This is a genomic window from Mangrovicoccus sp. HB161399, assembly GCF_013184745.1.
In the GTDB taxonomy this organism is placed as follows: Bacteria; Pseudomonadota; Alphaproteobacteria; order Rhodobacterales; family Rhodobacteraceae; genus Mangrovicoccus.
In genome coordinates, this window is the sequence record NZ_JAATVU010000051.1 from 1 (window position 1) to 23,510 (window position 23,510).

At 69.4% G+C, this 23,510-nt stretch carries 17 protein-coding genes and 1 pseudogene; 5 read left to right on the forward strand and 13 right to left on the reverse strand.

Features of this window, described 5'->3' with window-relative positions:
* Positions 1-548 precede the first annotated feature (548 nt).
* Positions 549-3,515 (reverse strand): methyl-accepting chemotaxis protein, encoded by a 2,967-nt coding sequence (locus HCC78_RS22500; protein ID WP_172331039.1) that lies wholly within the window; start codon positions 3,513-3,515, stop codon positions 549-551.
* Between the two features lie 436 nt (positions 3,516-3,951).
* On the opposite strand from HCC78_RS22500, the pseudogene HCC78_RS22505 reads away from it, so the two are divergent.
* Positions 3,952-4,970: pseudogene (locus HCC78_RS22505) on the forward strand (IS110 family transposase).
* Between the two features lie 254 nt (positions 4,971-5,224).
* Here the strand turns inward: HCC78_RS22505 and HCC78_RS22510 are convergent.
* Positions 5,225-5,521 carry a TetR family transcriptional regulator gene (locus HCC78_RS22510; protein ID WP_172331040.1) on the reverse strand — a complete coding sequence of 99 codons (297 nt, stop codon included), beginning with the start codon at positions 5,519-5,521 and terminating at the stop codon, positions 5,225-5,227.
* A 159-nt stretch (positions 5,522-5,680) separates the two neighbouring features.
* On the opposite strand from HCC78_RS22510, the gene HCC78_RS22515 reads away from it, so the two are divergent.
* Positions 5,681-6,238, forward strand: a complete 558-nt coding sequence (locus tag HCC78_RS22515) for an NADPH-dependent FMN reductase (protein ID WP_172331041.1) — start codon at positions 5,681-5,683, stop codon at positions 6,236-6,238.
* A gap of 85 nt (positions 6,239-6,323) precedes the next feature.
* Here the strand turns inward: HCC78_RS22515 and HCC78_RS22520 are convergent, their stop codons facing one another.
* From HCC78_RS22520 to HCC78_RS22540, 5 genes are all read right to left on the reverse strand, one after another.
* The gene (locus HCC78_RS22520; protein WP_172331042.1) at positions 6,324-7,916 is read right to left on the reverse strand and encodes an ABC transporter ATP-binding protein; all 1,593 of its coding nucleotides are present in this window, start codon (positions 7,914-7,916) and stop codon (positions 6,324-6,326) included.
* 1 nt (position 7,917) lies between these two features.
* Positions 7,918-8,751 carry an ABC transporter permease gene (locus HCC78_RS22525; protein WP_172331043.1) on the reverse strand — a complete coding sequence of 278 codons (834 nt, stop codon included), beginning with the start codon at positions 8,749-8,751 and terminating at the stop codon, positions 7,918-7,920.
* A complete protein-coding gene (locus HCC78_RS22530) occupies positions 8,738-9,715 on the reverse strand; it encodes an ABC transporter permease (protein WP_172331044.1) in 978 nt (325 codons plus the stop codon). The genes HCC78_RS22525 and HCC78_RS22530 overlap by 14 nt, the downstream gene beginning before the upstream one ends.
* Before the next feature lie 61 nt (positions 9,716-9,776).
* Complete coding sequence (locus HCC78_RS22535) at positions 9,777-10,844, reverse strand: zinc-binding dehydrogenase (RefSeq protein ID WP_172331045.1); 1,068 nt, start codon at positions 10,842-10,844, stop codon at positions 9,777-9,779.
* A gap of 127 nt (positions 10,845-10,971) precedes the next feature.
* Positions 10,972-12,537 carry an ABC transporter substrate-binding protein gene (locus HCC78_RS22540; protein ID WP_172331046.1) on the reverse strand — a complete coding sequence of 522 codons (1,566 nt, stop codon included), beginning with the start codon at positions 12,535-12,537 and terminating at the stop codon, positions 10,972-10,974.
* 203 nt (positions 12,538-12,740) lie between these two features.
* Here HCC78_RS22540 and HCC78_RS22545 point away from each other — a divergent pair, with 203 nt between their 5' ends.
* Positions 12,741-13,910 (forward strand): CaiB/BaiF CoA-transferase family protein, encoded by a 1,170-nt coding sequence (locus HCC78_RS22545; protein WP_172331047.1) that lies wholly within the window; start codon positions 12,741-12,743, stop codon positions 13,908-13,910.
* An 18-nt stretch (positions 13,911-13,928) separates the two neighbouring features.
* Here HCC78_RS22545 and HCC78_RS22550 read toward each other — a convergent pair whose 3' ends face one another.
* Both HCC78_RS22550 and HCC78_RS22555 read right to left on the reverse strand, forming a co-directional pair.
* Entirely contained in the window at positions 13,929-14,408 is a 480-nt protein-coding gene (locus HCC78_RS22550; RefSeq protein WP_371743908.1) for an Lrp/AsnC family transcriptional regulator, read from the reverse strand.
* A 10-nt stretch (positions 14,409-14,418) separates the two neighbouring features.
* Positions 14,419-15,147 (reverse strand): haloacid dehalogenase type II, encoded by a 729-nt coding sequence (locus HCC78_RS22555; RefSeq protein ID WP_172331048.1) that lies wholly within the window; start codon positions 15,145-15,147, stop codon positions 14,419-14,421.
* A 349-nt stretch (positions 15,148-15,496) separates the two neighbouring features.
* Between HCC78_RS22555 and HCC78_RS22560 the strand changes: the two genes are divergently transcribed.
* Together HCC78_RS22560 and HCC78_RS22565 are read left to right on the forward strand one after the other, a co-directional pair.
* Entirely contained in the window at positions 15,497-16,933 is a 1,437-nt protein-coding gene (locus tag HCC78_RS22560; RefSeq protein WP_172331049.1) for an aldehyde dehydrogenase family protein, read from the forward strand.
* The gene (locus HCC78_RS22565; RefSeq protein ID WP_172331050.1) at positions 16,926-18,476 is read left to right on the forward strand and encodes a lyase family protein; all 1,551 of its coding nucleotides are present in this window, start codon (positions 16,926-16,928) and stop codon (positions 18,474-18,476) included. The genes HCC78_RS22560 and HCC78_RS22565 overlap by 8 nt, the downstream gene beginning before the upstream one ends.
* A 39-nt stretch (positions 18,477-18,515) precedes the next feature.
* Here the strand turns inward: HCC78_RS22565 and HCC78_RS22570 are convergent, their stop codons facing one another.
* Genes HCC78_RS22570 through HCC78_RS22585 form a run of 4 tightly spaced genes read right to left on the reverse strand, consistent with a single transcriptional unit; the run spans position 18,516 to position 23,298 of the window.
* Positions 18,516-19,697 carry an MFS transporter gene (locus tag HCC78_RS22570; protein WP_172331051.1) on the reverse strand — a complete coding sequence of 394 codons (1,182 nt, stop codon included), beginning with the start codon at positions 19,695-19,697 and terminating at the stop codon, positions 18,516-18,518.
* A gap of 15 nt (positions 19,698-19,712) precedes the next feature.
* A complete protein-coding gene (locus tag HCC78_RS22575; RefSeq protein ID WP_172331052.1) occupies positions 19,713-21,197 on the reverse strand; it encodes a lyase family protein in 1,485 nt (494 codons plus the stop codon).
* Positions 21,194-22,420, reverse strand: coding sequence for an NAD(P)/FAD-dependent oxidoreductase (locus tag HCC78_RS22580; RefSeq protein WP_172331053.1), 1,227 nt, complete (start codon positions 22,418-22,420; stop codon positions 21,194-21,196). The genes HCC78_RS22575 and HCC78_RS22580 overlap by 4 nt, the downstream gene beginning before the upstream one ends.
* Positions 22,417-23,298, reverse strand: a complete 882-nt coding sequence (locus HCC78_RS22585) for a fumarylacetoacetate hydrolase family protein (RefSeq protein WP_172331054.1) — start codon at positions 23,296-23,298, stop codon at positions 22,417-22,419. The genes HCC78_RS22580 and HCC78_RS22585 overlap by 4 nt, the downstream gene beginning before the upstream one ends.
* Between the last annotated feature and the right edge of the window lie 212 nt (positions 23,299-23,510).

Below are 23,510 nucleotides of genomic sequence, written 5' to 3' on the forward strand. Positions count from 1 at the left end.
CAACGCCGCGAGGCCGGGAGAGGCCGGGAGGTTGCGCAGCCCGTCCGGCACGGCGGAAACCGTTCCGCCCGCACGGCTATGTCGGCAGCCTGCTAGCGGTTCGTGAGGGAAGTCCGCCAAGGAAGCGCGCCGGATGGCGGCGATGGTGCTGGAAGGCGTGGCCGCGCCCCGTTCCGGGCGGCGGCGGGGCTGGTCCGCGAGGGGACGCAGTCGGCCGCGGTGTCTTCCCCCGGAAACTGGCAAAGGCTTGCCAGCGGGCCGCATGCTGTCCCGTCGGACGAGGCCGGCAAATAGTGCCTACTGATGGCGGGCGCGGCCGCGCACCGCTCGGGGAGGCACTGGCGGCAGCGGGTCTTGATCAGTGCAATTGCGTGCCCGGTACCGGGAAGGGGGCCCGCGGCCGCTGCTCACCGCAGCGGAACTGGCGGGCATTGCAGCAGGTTTGCGGCTCCGGTTGCGCACCAGATTGGCCAGGGGTGCGGACACTGCCCTGCGGCATTGCCCGCGCCTCCGGCCTGCGCAACGGGCATGCCTGCCCGGGGACGGCGCTAGCCCGCCTTCCTGGCCGGAACGTCCGGGGCGGCCTCCGCAAGGGTGAAGCGCGCCACCGCCTCGGTCATGGCGCGGGCCTCGGCGCCGAGGGAGTGGCTGGCGGCGGTGGTTTCCTCCACCATGGCCGCGTTCTGCTGTGTCGCGCGGTCGAGCTGGCCGAGGGCGGTGTTGATTTCGGACAGGCCCGCCGACTGCTCGTTCGAGGACTCCGCGATGCTGCGCGCCTGCACAGCGATCTCGTTCACCGAGTCCGCGATATTGCCGAGGACCTGCCCGGTCTGGGTGACCATCTGCACGCCCTTCGTGACCTGCTGGGCCGAGGCGCTGATCAGCCCGCCGATCTCGCGCGCGGCATCCGAGGCCCGCTGGGCAAGGGCGCGGACTTCCGAGGCGACCACGGCAAAGCCCCGGCCGGCCTCTCCCGCGCGGGCGGCCTCCACCCCGGCATTCAGCGCCAGGAGGTTCGTCTGGAAGGCGATCTCGTCTATTGTCGCGATGATCTTGGACATGGCTTGCGAGGATTTCTCGATCTCGTCCATGGCGAAGATGGTGTCGCGCACGACCGCACCGCTGGCCCCGGCATCGGCCTTGGCTGCCTCGACCAGCTTCGCCGCCATGTCCGCGCCCTGGGCGGAGGATTTGACCGAGGCGGCGATCTGGTCCATCGCCGCCGCCGTCTCTTCCAGGGTCGCCGCCTGGGTCTCCGTCCGGCGGGCGAGGTCGTCTGTGGCCGAGGTGATGCCGCCGGATTCGCGCCGGATCGCCTCGGATTTCTCTGCGATCAGTGCCAGCGCTTCCGCCAGGGACTCGGCCGCCGAGTTGAAGTCGCGCCGGAGTTCCTCGTAATCCTCGGCGAATTGCGTCCGGATCCGGGCGGTCAGGTCGCCCTGGGACAGCTGGCGGAGCCCGACCTGCAGGTTGTCGACGACATCCTGCTGGGCCTGCCGCATCCGCTCCTGGACGGCATGGGCTGCGGCCATCTCCTGCCGCTGGCGGGTGACGTCGGAGGCAATCAGCAGCGCCCCGGCCGGGCGGCCGGTCTCGTCCGGCAGGGGGCTGAGGCTGCCTTCCAGCAGGAAGACGCGGCCTCCATGGCGGATCTCGAATGTGCCGAGGCGGCTCTTGCCGGCGCGCAGCTCGTCCCAGACCCGGTCCGGATCGGGCATGTCCGGTCCGGGGCTGATCATGTCCGGGAGGCGCTGGCCTTCGAGCTCGCGGGCGGGCAGCCCCAGGAGATCCGCGAAGATCGGGTTGACGGATTTCAGCGTGCCGCCGAAATCCGTCTGGACGCGGCATTGGCAGGCATCGACCGCCGACTGGATTACCTGGCTGCTCATCTGGAAGGTCTGGTCGCGCCATTCCGCGACGTAGCCGATCAGTTCGTCCCGAGCGTTGCGCACCGGCGCGAAGAGCAGGCCGATGAAGGACTCTCCGAAGCGGATCTTGCGGCGGATCGGCAGGTTTGCCGGGGCGCTTATTTCGGCTGGCGACAGGCCCAGCACGCCGGCGAAGATCGCCATGTTGCGGCCGAGCAGCGCATCCGCCGAGAAATCCGCGATCTCGCGGCGGAAGTCGCCGCCCTTGTCCCCGGCCAGGCGCAGCATCGCCTTGTTGCAGTAGATGATCTCCAGATCGGGGCCGCAGACGAACATGGGCGCGCCGGACATGTCGAAGCCTGCGCCCTTGAACGCGGCCTCGCGCGCAACGCTCTCGCCCGCCAAGAGCGACTCGCGGAAATTTTCCAGCGACTTGGCGATGGCGCCGATCTCGTCGCCGCGCGAGGTGTCAGGAACGTGCTGTCCGAGATCGCCGCCGGAAATCGCCTCCATCGCGCTGCCGACCCGGGCAAGCGGCCGGGTGATGCTGCGGGCGAGGAGGGTCGAGAAGGCGAGCGCGAAGATCACCAGCCCGGCACCGTTCAGGAAGAAGCTGCGCCGCAGCTCGCCCAGCATCGAGAACAGCTCGGCGCTCTGCTCGGTGACGACCAGAAGCCACGGGGTGCCTCCGAAGTCGATTTCCTGCGCGCTGCCGACGGCGGGCTGCCCGGCAAGGTCGGTGAATTCGGCGAAGGTTCCGGCCCTGGACTGGAGGTCCGACAGGACCTCTGGCGGCAGCCGGGTTGCGAGGATGTCGTTCGTTCCGGTCTTCAGCGAGTCGGTGCGCAGGAGCCCGTCCCCGCCGACGATATAGGCGTCGCCGCTTTCGCCGAGGCCCTTGAAATCGCGCACCGCCTCGTTGATCGCGTCGACCGGCATCTGGTAGGCGATGGCGCCCAGCCGCATGCCGTCCGCGGCGAAGACCGGCATCGCGATGAAGGAGGCGGGGGCGCCGGCGCTGGGGGCGTAGGGCGCGAAATCCGAAAAGGCGGCGCCGCCGTCCCGGTCCAGCTGCATCGCCCGGCGGTAGACATCGCCCAGCCCGGTATCCTTCCACTCGCCGTCCAGCAGGTTGGTGGCGAAATCGAGTTCCTTGAAGACGGTGTAGACGACATTGCCCGCCGCATCGACGAGGAACACGTCGTAGTAGCCGAACGCGTCCTGGAGCTGGTTGTAGTGAGGATGGAAGGTGGCATGGGCAAGGTCGTAGGGATTGTCCGCCCCGGTGCTGACCAGCAGATCCTTGGACCCGGCGGGATTCGGGTTCTCGTCTATGTACCTGCGCTGCAGCTCTTCCCGGGGCGCGCCGGTCCCGGCGAAGGCCGCGGCGAAGGCCTGCAGCGCAGCGCGGGTGTCAGGTTCGGCGGAGACGACATGAAGGTTGCGCTCGATATTGCCGAAGAAGCGCCGCACCATGCCGGCCTGCTGGTAGCCGATGGCGACGATCCGGTCCTCCGCGGCCTGCCGGATCTCGATCCGGGCGCTGCGGTAGGAAACGAGCCCCATGGCGATGATCGCCATGAGCGTGAGCGCCACCATGAACAGGGGCAGCTTGGTCTGGAGCCGGACAGAATCTAGGTACGTCACGAACAGGCACTTTCCGCAAGGGCCCGGCTGACCTGCCGGCCAAGTCACGGAATAGGGCCCAATCGGTTACAAAACATGAACATCGCCGGAACCGTCCCCGGGCGCGGTGCCGTTCAGCGCGCTCCTGCTCCGCGGCGCAGGAAAAGGCGCAGCAGGTCATCCGCGGAGGGACGGCCGGCGAAGCCCGTCGCAGGGGCATGGGCGATCTCGCGCAGGAGCGCGCCGAGCGTCGCCCAGTGCCCGGCGAGCACCTCCGCCTACGCCGGGGCGCGGCGCGACAATTCGAGGATCGCCAGCGGCCGGAGCCCGGAGCGCGACCGGCTGCCCGCCCAGGAGACCAGATGGAGTGGTTGCCGCGCTCCCCAGACGGCATCGCAATGTGCCAAGGCCGTGGTGTTGAACGCCACATAACGGAGAGGACAGCTATAAGAAGGATATGATGACCGGAGTCGATCTGGCAAAGAATGTTTTCCAGGTCCACGGCGCGTTGCGGACAGGAGAGGTGCAGTTTCGCATGAAACTTGCGCGCGCTCAGTGTCTAGCGGTCATGGGCCAGCAAGGATCTTGCATTGTCATCTTGGAGGCTTGCGGCAGCGCGAGTTGCTGGGCGCATCAGATGGCAGCGATTGGCCACCAAGTGAAACTGGTCGCGCCTCAGTATGTCCGCCCGTTCGTGAAGCGCCAGAAGAATGACGCTGCCGACGCCGAGGCAATCGTTATCGCGGCCCGCCAGCCCGAGATGCGCTTCGTGGACCCCAAATCGGTTGAGCAGCAGTCCCGCGCGGCGGTTTTCCGCAGCCGGGAGCGGCTGGTCTATCAGCGCACCGCGGATGTGAATGCCTTGCGGGCCCTGCTGCATGAACATGGCCATGTGTTTCCTGCGGGATCCGCCACCTCAACCGCATGACGGCCCTTGTGGAGGATGCCACCTCAGACCTGCCCCTGCTGATCCGGGAGGAGTGCCAGGATCTGCTGGCGCAGATTGCAGAAAAGACGGTGCGCATCACCGGGCGGGCCAAGAAACTCTCGGCGCTGGCCACCCAGACGGACAGGGCGCGTCGGCTCCAGACCATGCCGGGTGTTGGACCGATGACGGCTGTGGCAGTGGAAGCGTTTGGACCTGACTTGGCGCAATTCAGAACCGGGCGTGACTTTGCGCCATGGCTGGGCCTGGTGCCCAGGCAGCATTCCTCTGGAGGGAAGGAGCGCTTGGGCCGCATGGCCAAGGCGGGGCAGTCGGATATCCGACGCCTTCTGATCATCGGAGCGATGCCGCGCTTGAACTGGCTCGGGACGCGCGCCATTGCGGAGGACAGCTGGCCGTCTCGCATGTTGGCGCAGAAGCCCAGGATGCCGGTCGCGATCGCGCTGGCCAACAAGATGGCCTGGCAGTTCTGGGCGATGCTGGCGAAGAACGAGGACTGCAAGGTTCCGGCGCTGGCCGGCGCGGCATGATGCTCATGCGGAACCGCTAGCGACGGTGCCAAGGGGGGGGGGCGAGGAGGCGACGACCTGAATGGGCGAACCGGTCGAACAGATCCGGATTGGGAAAACCAGAAACGCTGTGTGGGCTATTGAAGCTCGAAAACCAGATTTGGACCCGGTTCGCTGATCACCATACCGGCCGACGGCTTCTGGAATGCCGCATCAAGAGGCCTGACAGAAGTTCGCACTCGATCACATGTCTGAAGGGGCAAAAACTTCTTGCGCTACGGGCGGCAACCACAGAAGCAGCGTTCCACGGCATGGCCATCCGGCGCCGCGGTGATGCGCGCGGCCGGAGCCCGGACATCCTCGGTGCCGATCCGGTCGAGGACCTCCAGGAAAATCGCCTCCTTGGGGGCGAAGCCGACATGGAAGGCGCCCTTGGCGAACCCGGCTTCGGCGGCGATCGCGGCCACCGCCGCCGCGGCATAGCCGTCGCGCGCGAACAGCCGAGCCGCCGCGTCGAGCAGGGCCCGGCGGGTGCGGGCGCTGCTTTCCCAGCGCGTCATCGGCCTGGCCAACTCTCCGTGCTCCTTCCGGTAAATCCTTGAAATCTTCCGCCCCGGCGGTATCTGATCGACACAGATCCCATGCGGTATCCGAAATTCAAATCCGCGGACGGCCTCCGGAGATGGCGCGACGCTGTCCGGCCCGCGGCCCGTTGCCGAAGGAAGACCGAGATGAAAGAATGCTACGACATCGCCGTTCTTGTGGGCTCGCTGCGCGCGGGCAGCTACAACCGGATGCTGGCGCAGGCGCTGGCCGGGCTGTCGCCCGCAGGCATGAATTTCCGCTTCGTGGAGATCGGCGACCTGCCGCTGTACAACTCCGACCTCGACACCGATGCACCGCCCGCGGCCTGGACCCGGTTCCGCGGCGAGATGCGCGGCGCGGACGGGGTGCTGTTCGTGACGCCGGAATACAACCGCTCGGTGCCCGGGGCTCTGAAGAACGCCCTCGATGTCGGCTCGCGGCCGATGGGCGAAAGCGTCTGGAAGGGCAAGCCCGCGGCGATCGTCACCGGCTCTCCGGGGGCGATCGGCGGCTTCGGCGCCAACCACCACCTGCGCCAGCCGCTGGTCTTCCTCGACATGCCGCTGATGCAGCAGCCCGAGGCCTATATCGGCAACGTGGCCAAGCTGTTTGCCCAGGACGGCTCGGTTGCCTCCGACGGCACGCGGGACTTCCTGAAGTCGATCGCGGAGGCCTTCGCGGCCTGGGTCGCGAAATTCGCCTGAGGCGCCGCGCGGGGCGGAGCCCGGCCCGGAACCGGAACAGGGGCCGCAGATGCGGCCCCGTCCTGGCGTGTCCGGCTCGGCCGGGTCAGGTCGCGGGGGCCAGGCTGTCCTCCCGGACAACCGGCGCGGCACTGACCAGGCGCTGCGTGTAGGGGTGGCGCGGCGCGTCGATGATCTCTCCGGCCGGGCCCTCCTCGACGATCTCGCCCTTGTACATCACCGCGACGCGGTGCGCGAAGCTGCGTGCCAGCCAGATGTCATGGGTGATGAAGAGGATGGCCAGCTGCCGTTCGGCCTGCAGCTCGCGCAGCAGCGCCACCACCCGGTCGCGGATCGACACGTCGGCCCCCGAAAGCGGCTCGTCCGCCACCAGCACCTCCGCGCCGGTCGCGAGCGCCCGCGCGATGGCGAGGCGCTGGCGCTGGCCGCCCGACATTTCGTGCGCGTAGCGGTGCAGATAGGCGGCGCCGGGGGTCAGGTGCACCTGCTCCAGCACATCGATCGCGCGCGCCTCGTGCTCGGAGGGCGGCACGCCCGCGACGGCGAGGGCCTGGCCGAGGATGCCGCTGACCGGGCGGCGCGGGTTGAACGCCTCCGAGCTGTCCTGGAACACGGGATACATCGCGGTGCGGGCGCGGCGCAGCTCGCCGGCGGGCATGGCAAGAAGGTCTCGGCCCAGCAGTTCCAGCCGCCCGGCATCGGGGCGCAGCAGCGACAGCGCGACCTTGGCCAGGGTCGACTTGCCCGAGCCGCTTTCGCCCACCAGCGCCAGGGTCTCGCCGCGGTGGAGCGCGATCCCGCAGCCGCGCAGCACTTCGGCCGCGTGGCGTCCCTTGCCGAAAGTCTTGCGGATGCCCTCGAGCTTCAGCACCGGCGCCTCGGACAGGCCGGGGGACTGCTCCACCGGGGCCTTGCGGGCGGAACCGGCGGCGATCAGGCTGCGGGTGTAGTCATGCTCCGGCCGGGCGAAGACCCGGGCGACTGAACCGGCTTCGATCACCCGCCCGCGATACATGACATGGACCTCGTCGCACATGGTCGAGACCACGCCCAGGTCGTGGCTGATCAGCAGCAGCGCCATGCCGGTTTCGGCGCGCAGCTTCGAGATCAGCGCCAGGATCTCGGCCTGGGTGGTGACGTCGAGCGCGGTGGTAGGCTCGTCCGCGATCAGCAGCCGCGCGCCGCAGGCCAGCGCCATGGCGATCATGACCCGCTGGCGCATGCCGCCCGAAAGCTCGTGCGGGAACGCGGTTTCCGTGCCGGGCTTCAGCTGCACCTGGGCCAGAAGCTCGGCGACGCGTCCGGCCGGGGCGGCGGGATCGTGCACGGCCAGCACTTCGGCAATCTGGCGGCCGACCTGCATCAGCGGGTCGAGATAGCTCAGCGGGCCCTGGAAGACCATTGCCACCTGGCGGCCGCGCAGGCCGCGCCGTCCGGCCGCGTCGAGCGCGCGCCCGTCGAAGGCGAAGCTGCCGGCCACCTGCGGCAGGCCGGCGGCGGGCAGCAGGTCGAGGATCGTGCGCGCCAGGGTCGACTTGCCCGAGCCGCTTTCGCCGACCACCGCCACCGAGGCACCCGGCGCGATGTCGATCGACACGCCGTCGACCGCCTGCACCGGGGAATGGCCGCCGCCGAAGCTGACCGAAAGGTCCTTGATCGAAAGGAGGGGTGTGGCCATGTCAGTGCTCCGACCGGGGGTTGAAGACTTCGGCCAGCTTGTCGCCCGCCAGGTTGAAGGCCAGCACGGTGACGAAGATCGCCACGCCGGGGAAGACCGAGAGCCACCAGGCCTGGTAGAAGAACCGCTGCCCGGAATTCAGCATCTTGCCCCAGCTCGCGACATCGGGGCTGCCGAGGCCGAAGAAGGCAAGCCCGGCCTCCAGCAGGATCGCCTGGCCGACGATCAGCGTGCCCAGCGTGATCACCGGGGCGATCGCGTTCGGCACGACCTCGCGCCAGAGCACCTCCCAGGGCCGCATGCCCAGGCATTGCGCCGCCGCCACGTAGTCGAGCGAGCGGATGCGCAGCACCTCGCCGCGCATCATCCGCGCGGTCTGCGGCCAGGACAGCAGCGCGATCACCAGCACGATCTTGCCCATGCCCGGCCCCCAGAGCGCGACGATCACCGCCGCCAGCACGAAGGAGGGCATCACCTGGAAGATCTCGGTGATCCGCATGACGAAATTGTCCAGCCCGCGGCTGCCGAAGCCCGAGACGGCGCCGATCAGCGCGCCCGCCACCGTGGCCGAGACCGCCGCGGCCAGACCGACGAACAGCGAGGTGCGGCTGCCCAGGACCATCTGCACCAGGACCGAGCGTCCCAGCTCGTCGGTGCCCAGCCAGTCGGCGCCCGAAGGCGCGGCCAGCCGGTTGGCGGACATGTCCAGCGCCTGCCCGCCGTAGATGATGGGGCCGATGGCGGCGCAGAGCAGCAGCAGCAGGACGATGCCGCCGCTGAACAGCGCCAGCGGCGAGGAGAGGAGCTTCCGCAGGCGGCGGTCAGGCCCGGACATAGCTGTCGCGGACGCGCGGATCGATGACTGCATAGAGGATATCCGTGAGAAGGTTGGCAAGGACGGTCACCAGCGCGACCGCGAGGAAGATGCCCTGCAGCACCGGGTAGTCGCGCGAGGCGATCGAGGACATGAAGAGCTCGCCGATCCCGGGCCAGCCGAACACGGCCTCCACCATGATCGTGCCGGTCAGCAGGTTGGTCAGGTTGTGGCCGATGACGGTGACCACGGGGATCAGCGCGTTCGGCAGGACATGGCCGAACAGGATCTTGCGGCGCGGCAGGCCGGCTGCGGAGGCGGTGGTGACATAGTCGCCCAGCATCGCCTCCTTGAAGCTGACCCGCGCGACCCGCGCGACGATGGCCAGGTTGAAGGCGGTGGCGATCAGCCCGGGCATCAGCCAGTGCTCCGCCAGGTCGACGAAGGCGGGCCAGCCCGGTTCGACGCCGCGCAGCGACTGCATCCCCTGGGCGGGCAGCACCTTGAAATGCACTGCCAGCAGCAGGATCAGCACCTGGCCCGACCAGAAGATCGGGATCGACTTGCCGCCGAGGCTCAGCGCCGTGATGGTCACGTCGATCCAGCGCACCTTCTGCACCGCGGCCAGCATGCCCAGCAGGATGCCCAGCACCGAGGACAGCACCAGCACCGGCACCATCAGGATCAGCGTGTTCACCGTGCGCTCGGCCAGCAGCGCGATCACCGGCTGGCGGTTGAAGAACGAATAGCCCAGCTCGCCCTGCGCCAGGTTGGCCAGGTAGAGCCGCAGCTGGGTCCAGACGGAGTCGTCCAGCCCGAATTCCGCCCGCAGCCGCGCCACGTAGTCGGGCGGGGCGGGGAAATCGCCGATCAGCGCCGTTACCGGGTCGCCGGGCACCAGCCGGGTCAGCAGGAAGTTCGTCACCAGCACCGCCAGCACGACGGGCACGGCATAGGCGAGGCGCGAGAGGATGAATCTTGTCATGCGCAGGTCCGTTTCGGGAAAGGGGCGCGCGCCGCGCGGGGCGGCGCAGCGGCCGGATCGGTCAGAGGACGAAGACGGCCTTGCCGGTCTTCTGCTGGCTGAACAGGCTGTAGGCGGTCGCGGCCTCCTCCAGCTTCCATTCGTGGGTGAAGACACTGTCGATATCCAGCCCCTTGGAGGCGATGAATTCGGCGCAGTCGGCCTGGCCCGCCTTCGACATCGTCCAGGACCCCATGACGGTCACCTGGCGGCGGATCAGGTCGTTGGTGACGTCGAAGGTCACGTCCCGGCCCATGCCGACATAGGCGACCTTGCCCCAGGTCCGCACGCAGCGCGCCGCGTCGCGCCGTGCGACCGGCGAGGCCGACGCGTCGAGCGCCAGTTCGGTGCCGAGCCCGCCGGTCAGGTCGCGCACCGCCTGGACGGTGTCTTCCAGTTCCGCCGGGTTCAGCAGCTCGGCGGCGCCGAAGTTCCGGGCCGATTGCAGCCGCCCCGCATTGGTGTCGAGCGCGATCACCCGCGCGCCCATCTGCGCCGCCAGCAGCGTCGCCGAGAGCCCGACCGGCCCCTGGCCGAAGATCGCGATGCTCTGGCCGGGCTGCACGTCCAGCCGCTGGAGCGCGCCCCAGGCAGTGCCGGTGCCGCAGGAGATCGTGGCGCCGGCCTTGAAGGACAGCGCGTCGGGCAGCGGCACGATGGTGTGGGCAGGCGCCTTCATGTACTGGGCGTGGCCGCCATGGCGGGTGGCGCCGTAATTCTCCATGACGCCGGGCTCGCGGCAGAGCTGGGTCCAGCCGCCGTTGCAGTGCTCGCAATGCCCGCAGGCGTCGTAATGGTGCTGCATGGCGCGCATGCCGACCGGGATCTTCTGCGTGTCGACCCCGGCGCCGGTGGCGACGACCACGCCGCAGGGCTCGTGCCCGGCAATGACCGGCCCGCCCTCGTAGGACGATCCGATTTCGGCAGCGATCTTCCTGCGAAGCTCCGACGGGCCGCGGTAGAGATTGAGGTCGCTGCCGCACATGCCGGACGCCTTGATCTCCAGCACCACCTCGCCCGGGCCGGGGGTCGGGTCGGGGAAGGTCATCAGCTCGGTGGTTTCGTTGCCTGTAAACACGATGCCCTGCATCGGGGTCTCCTTGGTAGAATCCGCGCGGCGCGCGGCACGGCCGGGACGGGCCCGGCAAGATAGGGGGGACGGGCGGCAGTCCGCCCGGACGCAGGCCGGCCGTCCCGCAGGACCGCCGGCCGCCGTCTCAATCGGCGAAATGGGCGGAGCGGAAGGAGGGCAGATAGTATTCCTCCTCCAGTCCCCGGAGCTTGGAGGAAACGCCGCTCTGGGCGATGCGCTCGTGCAGCGTCAGCACCGGCAGGTCGCGGGCCAGGATGCGCTGCGCCGCGGCATAGGCCTCGCCGCGCACGGCCCGGTCGGTGGCTGTCTGCCCCTCTTCGAAGAGCGCGTCGACCTCCGGGCTGGAATAGCCGGTGGGGTTGCCGAAGTTGCGGCCCTCGGTGGCGCTGCTCCAGATCCGGGTGAGGCCGATCGCCGGATCGCCGCCGGAATTGTAGGCCACCAGCGCAAGGTCGTAGTCGAAACTGGTGAAGACCGCCGGGATGACGCTGACGCGCTCGCCGGGTTCCAGCACCAGCTCGATCCCGACCTGCTGCAGCATCGCCTTCAGCGCGGTCGCCTCCAGCTGGGAGTCGCTTTCGGTGCTGAAGTACTTCACCGACAGCGCGAAGCGGGTGCCGTCGGCGCCGCGCGGCCTGCCGGCCTCGTCGAGCAGGGCGTTCGCCTTCTCCGGGTCATAGGGATAGAGCGCGTCGAAATCGGTGTCCGCATCCGCGGCCCAGCCCATGCGGTTGGTGAAGGGCATGGTGGCCGCCGCGCCGATGCCGTTGAAGGCGGTGGCCAGCAGCTGGCTGCGGTCGATCGCCATCATCATCGCCTGGCGCACCTTGGGATCGGCGAGATCGGGATTGCGGGTATTGGCCAGCATCACATCGATCGCCGGAACCGGCGAGGGGATCATCGTGTAGGCCGGGTTGCCTTCCAGCATCATGTAGTCGTTCGACGGCAGCAGGGTGAAGTTGACGTAGTCGACCTCGCCCGCCATCAGCGCCTGGGTGCGCGAGGAGGACTGCGGCAGGACCTGGCCGATCACCGCGTCGAGATAGGGCAGGCCCTCCTCCCAGTAATCCGGGTTCTTCGCCAGCTTGACGTACTGGCCGCGGCGCCATTCGTCGAACATGAACGGACCGGTGCCGACCGGCTCGGAGGTGGTCACCGGGTTGGTCGCAGGGTCGGTGCCCTCGTAGAGATGCTTCGGCAGGATCGCCGCGCCCTGGGTGCAGTTCAGCGTGCGCAGCAGCGGCCCGTAGGGCTTCGACAGGTGCAGCACGACCTCGTGCGGGCTGGGCGTGTCGATGCTCTCGATCGCCTTGGCGGCGCCGGAGAAGACCGAGCTGAACTTGCCGCTGATCTCCTCATAGGTGTATTTCACGTCCGCCGAGGTGAAGGGCGTGCCGTCGTGGAAGGTGGCGTCGCGCAGGTGGAAAGTGTAGGTCGTGCCGTCCTCGCTGATCTCCCAGCTCTCGGCCAGGCGCGGGACGATGTCGCCCTCGGGGGTGACGTCGACCAGCCCCTCGTAGACCTTGCAGGCGACCAGCCCGTCGGGGGTGCTGGTGGAGAGGTTGCGGTTCAGTCCGGAGGGGTCGCTGCCCAGCACGAAGATCGCGGTTCCGCCCGTTCCCTGGGCCAGGGCCGCGCCGGCGCACAGCGCAAGGGCCGTCCCGACAGCTGCCATCGGCATTGGTCGCATCGAGTCTACTCCTGTTGGGGTTTTTCTAAATTTGTATTCAAACCGTAGATGCAGCCTGTTCATGAGTCCACGATTCAAAGTTTATGAAGCCATAATTCCCTCATATGCCAAAAAGTGCCCAATATTTGAACTAAAATTCCGGATATTTTGACTGCAACGCAGAGAAGTTGGATCATATTGAATACAAAAATGGAGATTCGCCCATGCAACCTTTCCGTGGCGTGATGGTGCTCGACGTGACCCATGTGCTGGCCGGACCCTTCGCGACGGTCCAGCTGGCGATGCAGGGCGCCTCCGTGATCAAGGTCGAACCGCCCGGGGACCCCGATCAGTCGCGCTTTGCCGGGGCGGATCCGGCTCTGAACGCCGAGGGCCTCGGGACGGCCTTCCAGACCCAGGGCGCGGGCAAGCGCTGCCTGGCGCTCGATTTGAATACAGAGCAGGGGCGGACGGTCCTGCTGCAGCTTGCGGAACGGGCGGATGTCTTCGTCGAGAATTTCCGGCCGGGCGCGCTGGCCGGGCTGGGCCTGGGTGCGGCGGATCTGCGCAGGCGCAACCCCCGGCTGATCCATTGCGCGATCTCCGCCTTCGGCGCGGAAGGACCGCGCGGGCAGGAGACGGCCTATGATCTGGTGGTGCAGGCAGCCACCGGGCTGATGGCGATGAACGGCACGCCCGAGACCTCGCCGGTCCGGCTGGGCATTCCGGCGGTGGACTACGCGACCGGCATGATGGCGGCCTATGCCATCTCGGCGGCGCTGTTCCGGCGCGAGCGGACCGGCGAGGGGGCGCAGATCGACCTGGCCATGGCAGATGTCGCCGGGCTGCTGATGGCCTCGGGCCTGACCGGCTTCGCCAATGGCGGGGCGGAGCCGCGGGCGACCGGCCATGCGCTGCCCGGCGTGGCGCAGGGGATGTTCCGCGCCAAGGACGGGCCGGTGGCGATCGCCGCCAACAACCTGCGCCAGCAGCAGCGGCTCTTCGCGGCGCTGGGGCGGCCGGATCTGGTGCGGGAGACGCGTGAGGAGGCGGCGCGCCACCGCGATGCCGACCGGGCCCAGCTGGAGCAGATGGTGGCGGAGCGCAGCGCCGCCGATCTGGAAGACCTGCTGCGCGCGGCGCGGGTCCCGGTCTCGCCGGTGCGCAGCGTCGCCGAGGCCATGGCCGATCCGCAGCGCCGCGCGCGCGGCAGCTTCGCCCGGCCGGAAACCGGCGGCCCGCTGCTGCCGCTGTCCGGCTTCCTGATCGACGGGCAGCCCGCGCGCCATGCATTCGCGCCGCGCAAGGCGGGGGCCGACAGCGCGGAGATCCTGGCGGAACTGGGATATTCGGAGGCCGAGATCGCCGCGCTGGCCGCCGGTGGCGTGATCTGACGCGCCGCCGGACAAGGCTCAGCCGATCAGGTCCTGCAGCGGCAGCGCGTGGCGCTGCACCGGGGTCTTGATCACGATGTAGCTGAAATACTGCGAGATGCCGATGTTGCGCTCCAGGAGCGCCTCGGCCATCTCGTGGTAGTCCTGCACGTTGCGCGCGGTGAATTTCACCAGGTAGTCGTAGCCCCCCGAGATCAGGTGGCATTCGCTGACCTGCGGGATGCGCGCTATCTCGTTCTCGAAGCGGGCGAAGAGCTCCCGCCGGTGGTCGGCGAGAGTGAATTCGGTGAAGACCGTGATCGTGTCCGAGATCTTCGAGACGTCGACGAAGGCGCCGTAGCCCGAGATGATGCCCTGCGCCTCCATCCGCTTGATGCGCTGGATGCAGGGCGAGGCGGAAAGCCCGACATGCTCGGACAGGCGGACATTGGATATCCGCCCGTTCTTCATCAGCTCGCTGAGGATGCGGATGTCGATCTGGTCGAGCTTCTGCGACACGTCATGCCCCTCAGGAGGCGAGCGACAGCTGCTTCTGATGGGCCTGGACGAGTTCGGCCATCGAATTGAAGCGGAAGTCGTATTTCGGCATCTCGCCGGGGTTCATCGTGGCGCCGAAGCCTTCCTTGTCGTGGCGGCGGTAGATCCAGGCCGAGGTCAGCCCGTGACGGTTGGCGGGCTGGTGGTCGTGGAACATGCTCTCGGCGGTGTGCAGGATGTCGCCCTTGCCGTAGCCGTTGCGCGCCAGATGCGCGAGCATGTAGTCGAAATTCCGGTCCGACGGCTTGTACGAGCCCACGTCCTCGGCGGTGTAGACATAGTCGAAGGTCACGCCGAGCTTCTCGTTGGAATGGGCGAAGCTCCTCGCGTCCACGTTCGAGAGCACGGCCAGCTTGTAGTATTTCTGCAGGTACTGCAGCGCGCCGGCGCTGTCGGCGAAAGCGGGCCAGTATTCGACCGAATTGCCGTAGGTCTCGCATTCCGCCCAGGTCACCGGGATGCCCCATTCCTCGGCAATGCGGCGGTAGACCGTGGCCAGCAGGCGCGAATAGGGCATTGCGGGCGTCGCCGCCTGCTGGGTGCTCTCATGGAAGGCGTGGGTTTCCAGAACCTTGTCGCGGCTGGGCTGCTCGGGCAGGCGTTCGAAGAGAGGGCGAAGGCCTTCGAACATGCCGGTCTCCCAGTCGATCAGGGTGCCGTAGACGTCGAAGGTCAGGACTTTGAAATCTTGCAGGGTCATCGGTGTTTCGCTCTCGTTGCTTCTGTGGTGTCGGTTCCGGGCCGCCGCGGAGGCGCCGCGCCGCCGGTCTCCGCCGCGGGGACGGGGCCTGGCTGTTCCGTCCTTCCGGCGGCCATGAATGTCTTCCTTCCTCCAGATGCACGTCCCGCACCTGTTCCGCAAGCGGCGGGCCCGGCCGGACCGGTCCGCTGCGGCACCATCCTTGCCGCTGCCGCGCCGCGGAATTCACCGAATTTCCCGCCGAAACTGCCGGGAAATGTTGTTCTGCGGTGCAGCTTTGCCGAAACCCGCTGCCGGAGCCGTCCTAGCCTCGGAGCCATCGAAAATGTGAAAACAGGGCAGGTGCTTCATGAGCCGGAAAGATTTCTATATTGACGGACAATGGGTTGGGTCGAAGGGCACGCTGACCCGCGAGATCGTCGATCCGGCGAGCTACGAGGTCATCGGCCATGTCTCCCTGGCCACGGCGGAGGATGTCGAGGCAGCGGTTTCCGCTGCGCGGCGCGCCTTCGAGCGGCAGATCGGCCCGGAGGGGCTGGACGTTGCGGCGCGGATCGCGCTGCTCCGCCGCATCGCCGACATCATGGAGCGCCGCCAGGAGGACCTGGCCCAGGCGATCTCCGCCGAGATCGGCGTGCCGATTTCCTATGCGCGCAGCGGCCATGCCGCCGCCGGAGCCGCGCATATCCGCATCCTCTGCGAGGAGATGGAGCGCTTCTCCTTCGAATGGATGCAGACCGATACGCTGGTGACCCGGGTGCCGATCGGCGTCGCCGCGCTGATCACGCCCTGGAACGTGCCGGTCAACCAGATCGTCATCAAGGTCGCTCCGGCGCTGGGGGCCGGCTGCGCGGTGATCCTGAAGCCGTCGGAGATCGCGCCGGGCAATGCCCGGATCATCGCCGAGATCCTCGACGAGGCGGGCGTGCCGCCGGGCCTGTTCAACCTGATCCACGGCGACGGCGAAGGCGCGGGGGCGGCGCTGTCCTCGCATCCCGACATCGACATGGTCTCCTTCACCGGCTCGACCCGCGCGGGCGTGGCCGTGTCGCGCAATGCCGCGCCGACGGTGAAGCGGGTCGGGCTGGAGCTGGGGGGCAAGTCGGCCAACATCCTGCTGCCCGACGCCGATTTCGCCGAGGCCGTCGCCAAGGGCGTGAAGGGCTGCTTCGCCAATTCCGGCCAGGCCTGCTCGGCGCCCAGCCGCATGCTGGTGCCGCAGGACCGGATGGAAGAGGCGGCCGCGGTCGCGGCGGAAACCGCGGCGGGCTTCGCGACCGGCGATCCGCGCGATCCCGGCACCGATCTGGGCCCGGTGGCGGGCGAGGCGCAGTGGACGCGCATCCAGGGACTGATCGAGAGCGGCATCGCCGAGGGCGCGCGGCTGGTGGCCGGCGGTCCGGGCCTGCCCGAGGGGCTTGCCTCGGGCGCCTATGTGCGGCCGACGGTCTTCGCCGATGTCGCCCCGGACATGGCCATCGCGCAGCAGGAAATCTTCGGCCCCGTGCTGTCGATCATCGGCTACCGGGACGAGGACGACGCGGTCCGCATCGCCAACGGCACGGTCTACGGGCTGGCCGCCTATGTGCAGGGCCGCGACCTGGACCGGGTCCGTGCCGTCGGCCGCCGCCTGCGCGCCGGGCGGGTGCACCTGAACTACCCGGTGCTCGACCGGACCGCGCCCTTCGGCGGCTTCCGCCAGTCCGGCAACGGCCGCGAGCAGGGGCGGTACGGGCTTGAGGAATTCCTCGAATACAGTGCATTGATCGGTCATGGCCATGGATGAGGAGATGCCGATGGCGGAGAACGGCAATCCGGACCGGGCCCCTGCGGGTGCTGCCGCGCCCGGCCGCCCGGGGGCGCGCCGGACGGCGCCCCCGGCCTACATGGACAGCTACAAGGAGGCCTTCGTCGAGGAAACGGCGGCCTTCGTGCATTCCTATGACCTGGCCCATGTGACGATGCTGGGCGAGCGCGGGATCCTGCCCGCGGAAACCGCGCTCGGCGTGCTGGCGGGGCTGGCGGACATGCAGGCGCGTGGCCTCGCAGACTGCCGCCGCGCCGCGGGAGGCGGCAACCACGCGGGCGAGAAATACCTGACGCAGGCGCTCGGCAGCGAGATCGGCGGCGCCATCGGGCTGGCCCGCTCCTCCGGCGATCTCTCGGCGATCTCCTTCCGTATGTATGCCCGCGACCGCGTCCTGTCGCTGCGCGGCGGGCTGCTGTCGCTGCGCGGCGCGCTGGCCGACTTCGCCCGCCGCCATGCCGAGACGGTGCTGCCGGGCAATACCCATGGCCAGCACGCCCAGCCGGTCACCGCCGCACTCTGGGCGATGATGCTTCACGACGCGCTGGCGCGCGACGGCGCCCGGCTGGCTGCGCTCGGCACCAGGCTCAATCTCAGCCCGGCGGGCGCGGGGATCATGTCGGGAACGGAATTCCCGATCGACCGCCGCCGGATCGCCGATCTGCTGGGCTTCGACGCGGTGGTGCCGAACACGCTGGATGCCGCGCTCAGCCACGATCTGGAGATCGAGTTCGCCTCGGTCCTGAACCTGCTCTGCCACACGCTGTCGCGGATGGCCGAAGACCTGTTCCTGTGGACGACCACCGAATACGCCCTGATCGCGCTGCCGGACTGGTTCATCGGCATTTCCTCGATGATGCCGCAGAAGCGCAATCCAGACGGGCTGCAGGATCTGCGCAACCTCTCGGCGCAGTCGCAGGCGGTGCTGACCATGGTAACGGGCACCGAACGCGGCCCGACCGGCTTCCCGATCATCGAGCGGCGCAATTCCGACCGGATGCTGCGCGCGCTGGCGGCCGGGATCGGCGAGCGGCTGGAGGTGCTGCCGGATCTGCTGGCGGAGATGGCGGTCGATGGCGCCCGCGCCGAGGACCTCGCCAATGCCGGCTGGGCCAGCGTCACTGACCTGGCCGGGGCGCTGGTCCGGATCAACCGGATCGAATGGCGCCGGGCGCACAACCTGGTGGCTGGCTTCGTGCGCGACTGCATCGCGCGGGGCATCGGGCCGGTCGAGGTCACGGCCGAGGATTTCAACGCCTATGCCAGCCGCAGCGGCGCGCAGATGGTGACGATGGACGACGCGACCCTGACCAAGGCGCTGGATGCCCGCGCCTTCGTGCGCCGCCGCGAGACCTTCGGCGGGCCGGGCCCCGGCGCGATGGAGCAGGCGATCCGCAATGCCGGGGCGCGGATGCGCGAGGAGGAAGCCGCCATCGCCGCCCTGCGGGCGCAGTTCGCGGCTGCCGAGGCGCTGCTGCAGGAGACCGTGCAGCGCACGCTGGCGGCCGGCCGCTTCGCCTGAGGGCGAATGGCTCCGGGCGTGCCGCGCCCGGAGCTGCCGTCAGCTTTCCGCAGCGGCGCGCTGTTCGCGCCCGGTGCCGCCGAGCAGAGCGGCCAGCGACAGCAGCGCGATGGCCGGGAAGAGCAGCGCGCCATGGCCGAGATCGATCATCCGCCCGATGGCGAGCGGCGCCAGCACCTGGCCCGCGAAGAGGCCGGAGGTGACGAAGCCGAAGATCGCCGCCTGGTCCGGTCCGCGCGCCTGATCGGCCAGCAGCGTGTCGCGCGAGGGCAGGGCGAGCCCGTTGCCGACCCCCGCCGCGCAGGCCAGCACGGCGACCGCCGCGGCCGGAAGGCCGGGCATCGCCGCGGCAAGCCAGAACAGTCCCGACCCGCCCATGCCCAGCAGCATCACGCGGCCCGGCCCGATCCTGGAGGACAGCGCCCCGCCGAGGACCACGCCGGCCGTGGCCGCCGCCAGATAGGCCGACAGCAGAGCGGTCGCCGCCGGGGCGTCCATCCGGCCGGTCTGGGCCATGGCCGGGATCAGGAAGCCCTGCAGCCCGGCCGATATCGCGCCGAACAGCCCGAAGACCGCGAATTGCAGCTGGAACCGGGCCTGCCGCCAGATGCCCGCCGCCTGCGGCCTTGCCTTCGGCGCGGCGGGCGTGTCCGCTCCGGCGAGCCCGCGGCGGGCGAGGACCAGCGCCAGGATGCCGGCCAGCGACAGCGCCGCCGCCGCCGCAAGTCCCGCGCGCCAGCCGAAGGCCAGGCCGATCCCGCCGGTCAGCAGCGGCGCCGCGGCGAATCCGGCCGTGCCGGCCACCGAATGGACCGCGAAGGCGGTGCTGCGCCGGGCTTTCGAGACATGGCTCGACAGCAGCGACATGTCTGCCGGGTGATAGACCGCATTGGCCACGCCCGCAGCGATGACGCAGATCGCCAGCACCGCGAAGCCCTGTGCCAGCGTGGCCAGAAGGAAGGCCGCCGCCGCCCCGGCCAGCGCGGCATGCAGCAGCGGCATGCCGCCGAAGCGGTCGGTCAGGCGGCCCATCCGGGTCTGCAGCAGCGCGCCGACCAGGCTGTAGCCGACGGTCAGCAGCCCCAGCGTGGCATACGACGTGCCAAATTCCGCGCGCAGCAGCGGATAGAGCGGCGGCAGCGCGAGGATATGGACGTGGCTGACGAAATGGACGGCGGAGATCAGCACGATCATCCGCCAGTCCCGGCGTTTTTCGGTCATCCCTGTGCCTCCCGGTCAGGCGCGCGCGGTCTTGCGCGGCTGCAGCAGCAGCCCTTCGGCGGCGGCGCGCAGCTGGGCGCGGGCGCGCTCCAGCGCATGGTGGCGGTCGGCAAGGCGGCTGCGCCCGAGCCGGATCCGCGCCTGGGCCGAGACCAGCCCGCGGGCCAGCCCTTCGGGGCCGGGTCCGCCCGTGCCCGAGCGGCGCTCGACGAAAGCGCGCGGGTCGAGCGCGGCGTCGATCTGCTCCTGCGACAGCCGTGCCTCGGCCATGCCGAGCTCGGACGCGACCCGAGAAAGCGCGGCCGCGGTCAGCGTCTCGGGGCCGGTGCCGCGGGCGAGCCCGTCGCGCATCACCGCCTCGGCCAGCTGTTCGGCGCGGTGGCGCGCCATGCCGCAATGCCGCCCGAGCGCTGCAGAGAGGTCGATCGCCAGGCTCCATTCCCGCGCCGCGAGCCGCGCCGCCCGGCCGGCATCGATCCGCACCCCGTCGAGCAGCCGCGCGATCTGCGGCAGCCCTTCCAGCACTTCGCCGGACAGGCCGATGGCGCCCTCTTCCGAGGCGTGGCGGCCGTAATTCGCCAGGGCTGTCGGGCCGCGTTCGGCCAGGACGGCGGAGGAGGCGACCCCATGGGCGCGGGCGGCCAGCATTCGGATCGCGCCCAGAACGGCGGGTCCGGCATCGCGGGCGAAGCGCGCCCCGCCGGTTTCGCCCGGCAGCGCCACCAGCCCCTGTCCGGGTCCGGCCCAGAGCAGCAGGTCATCGGCCAGCCGGGCGGCGGTCTGCGCCAGAATCGCCAGCGCGCCGGTGAATTCCAGCATCAGGTCCTGCCCGGCCACGGCGTCATAGGTGTTCTCCACCAGCCCGTCGAAGCCCAGCAGCTCGGCGGTGCGCAGCCTGCGCAGCGGCAGGTCGGCGCCGGAAAGCCCGCCGGCCCCGGCCGGGGAGCGGTTGATCCGCCCGTAGAGCGCCACCAGCCGCTCCGAATCGCGGGTCAGGGCGGAGTCGATCATCAGCGCCCAATGGCCGAATGTCGTCGGCTGCGCCGGACCGCCTTGCACCTGCGCGGCGACGATCTCGCCCGAATGCGCGTCGGCAAAGCGGATCAGCGATTCGCGCAGCTGGTAGAGCGCTTCCATCAGCTCCAGCAGCCGCGTGCGCGCGAAGAGGCGGAATCCGGTCGCCGCCAGTTCCGCCGGGCTGCGTGCCAGGCCGAGCTGGCCGCCGACCGCCGGTCCCAGCCGCGCCGTCACCAGCCGTTCGCCGGCCAGGTTCCCGCCGCCCACGCCGTCGCGGGCATCGAAGACGCCCTCGATCTCGGTATCGAACAGCGTCGACAGGATCGCCGCCCCGGTCTCGGGGGCGACGAGCTCGCTTTCCACCAGAACGACCATGTGCGCCAGGTCGAGCTCGTGGAGATGCGGTGCCGTCTCGGGCCGCACCGGGTCTTCCGGCGCGGCATGGGAGAGGGCGGAAAACGGGCCCGGCGTGGTGTCGGTCATGCGTGGACGGCCTTTCTTGCGTTCAGCGACCGTAGCTGGACCGAGGGGTCTTGGAGAAGCCCCTTCTCCAAGACGGCCCCGCTTTCGATCAGCGCGGTGACCGGGCGGGTGTCGCGGCCCTGGTCGATCATCACCGCGCCGATGATGCGGCCCTCCTCGAGGTAGAGCCGGGTCTGCGCGCCCTCCGGATCGCCGCGCAGGACGGAGTCGCCGGCACCGAGCGGATCGCCCAGCACCTGCAGGTTGATGCCCTGCTGGTCGGTCCAGAACCAGTGCACCGGCGCGTAGTCCGACGGGAGCCCCGCCATGCGCCGTGCCACATGCGCGCCGTGGCGGCGGGCATGCTGCCAGGTCTGCCAGCTCTGCCGCGCGCCGGACGGACCGGGAAAGACGGTGGCATCGCCGGCCGCGTAGATGCCGGGAACCGAAGTCCGGCCGTCGCCGTCGACGACAATGCCGCGGTCGATCTCCAGCCCGGCCGCTGCGGCAAGCGCGGTATCGGCGTCGAATCCGATGCCTGCGACCAGCAGGTCGGCGGCGAGCACCGATCCGTCCTTCAGCGCGACGACCTGGCGGCCGTCCGCCCGGGTGGTGACGCCGGTGATTCCCGCGCCGAACAGGAACTTCACCCCGGCCGCCTCGTGCCGGGATTGCAGCAGTGCCGAGATTTCGGGCGGCAGCGAGCGGGCCATGACGCGCTCGCCTGCCTCGATCACGGTGACCTCCAGCCCGAGCTTGCGCGCCGACGACGCGGTTTCCAGCCCGATCACGCCCGCGCCGATCACCGCCAGGTGGCCGCCCTTGCGCAGGGCGGCATGCAGCAGCCGCGAATCGGCGGCGGTGCGCAGCACGTGGCAGGCCTCGCCGCCGGGAACGGCAAGCTGCCGCGGCATGCCGCCGGGACAGAGCAGCAGCCGGTCGTAGCCCAGCCGGTCCCCGCCTTCGAGCACGACCTCGCGCGATCCGGCTTCGATCCGCTCGGCGGCCCTGCCGCCATGGAACGCGATTCCGCCCGCCGCCCAGTCATGCGGGGCGGACTCGGGGAAGGTGTCGGCGGTCAGCCACTCCTTGGAGAGGGAGGGGCGTTCGTAGGGCAGGCCGGCATCGGCGTCGACCAGGATGATTTCCGCCTCGAGCGCGCCGGATTTCGCGGCCTTGGCCAGCTCCTGCGCCGCCGCGGCGCCGGCATGTCCGGCGCCGATGATCACGTGGCGCCGGGTCATGCCACCATGTTCTCCAGCGCGCCGATGCCGCTGATCTCCACCCGCACGGTGTCGCCGGGCACCAGGTAGACCGGCGGGACCATCCCGATGCCGACGCCTTCGGGCGTGCCGGTCAGGATGATGTCGCCGGGCTCCAGCGTGATGACGCGGGAAATCGTCTCGATCAGGGTCGGGATGTCGAAGATCAGGTCCTTCAGCACGGCATCCTGCCGCTTCTCGCCGTTGACATGGGTGGTCAGGCGCATCTCGCCCAGTTCCGGAATGTCGGCGGCGGGCGTGATGCAGGGGCCCATCGGGCAGAAGCCGTCGATCGACTTGCCGATCAGCCACTGGCGGTGGTCCTTCTGCAGGTTCCGCGCGGTGACGTCATTGGCGACCGTGTAGCCCCAGACATGGTCCATCGCCGCCGCCTTCGAGATGCCGCGGCCGCCCTTGCCGATGATGACGGCAAGCTCGCCTTCGTAGTCGGTGCTGTCCGAGTAGTCGAGCCAGGAGGGAATCGGCGCGCCGGGTCCGGTCACGGTGCTGGGCGCCTTGGTGAAGATGATCGGGAATTCCGGCGTGGCGTCCTTGCCGGCGGAGGCGTCGAAGCCCGAGCGGTGAAACTCCTCGGCATGGGCATGGTAGTTCTTGCCGACGCAGAAGATGTTCCGGCCCGGACGCGGCAGCGGCGCCAGCAGGATGACATCGGCCAGCGGCACGGGCGCGGCCTTGGCGGCGGCGGCCTCGGCCTCCGCCTCGCGCCCGATCAGATCCAGCAGGTCCCCGCCGCGGCACAGCCCGTCCAGCGGCAGCACGGCGGTGCCGTCCGCACTCAGCGCGCCTGCGCGGGGCGCTGCGGCGGAATCGGAAGCGGGTCGAAAGCTCACATATTTCATCTTTGGTCTCCTTGTCCGCGTTCTGAATACAAAATGACAGCGCGTCGGTCAATCTGAATGCTTAATCGAGAGGCGGTTGCCTTTTTGATAGGTCATAATTGCAAAAAAATATGTTGACTATGGGATGCACCTACGTTTTGTATTCAAAACAGGCCCAGACGGGCAAGACAGGCAGACGAGCTGCCGACTGACAGCCAAAGGACTCCGAGTGA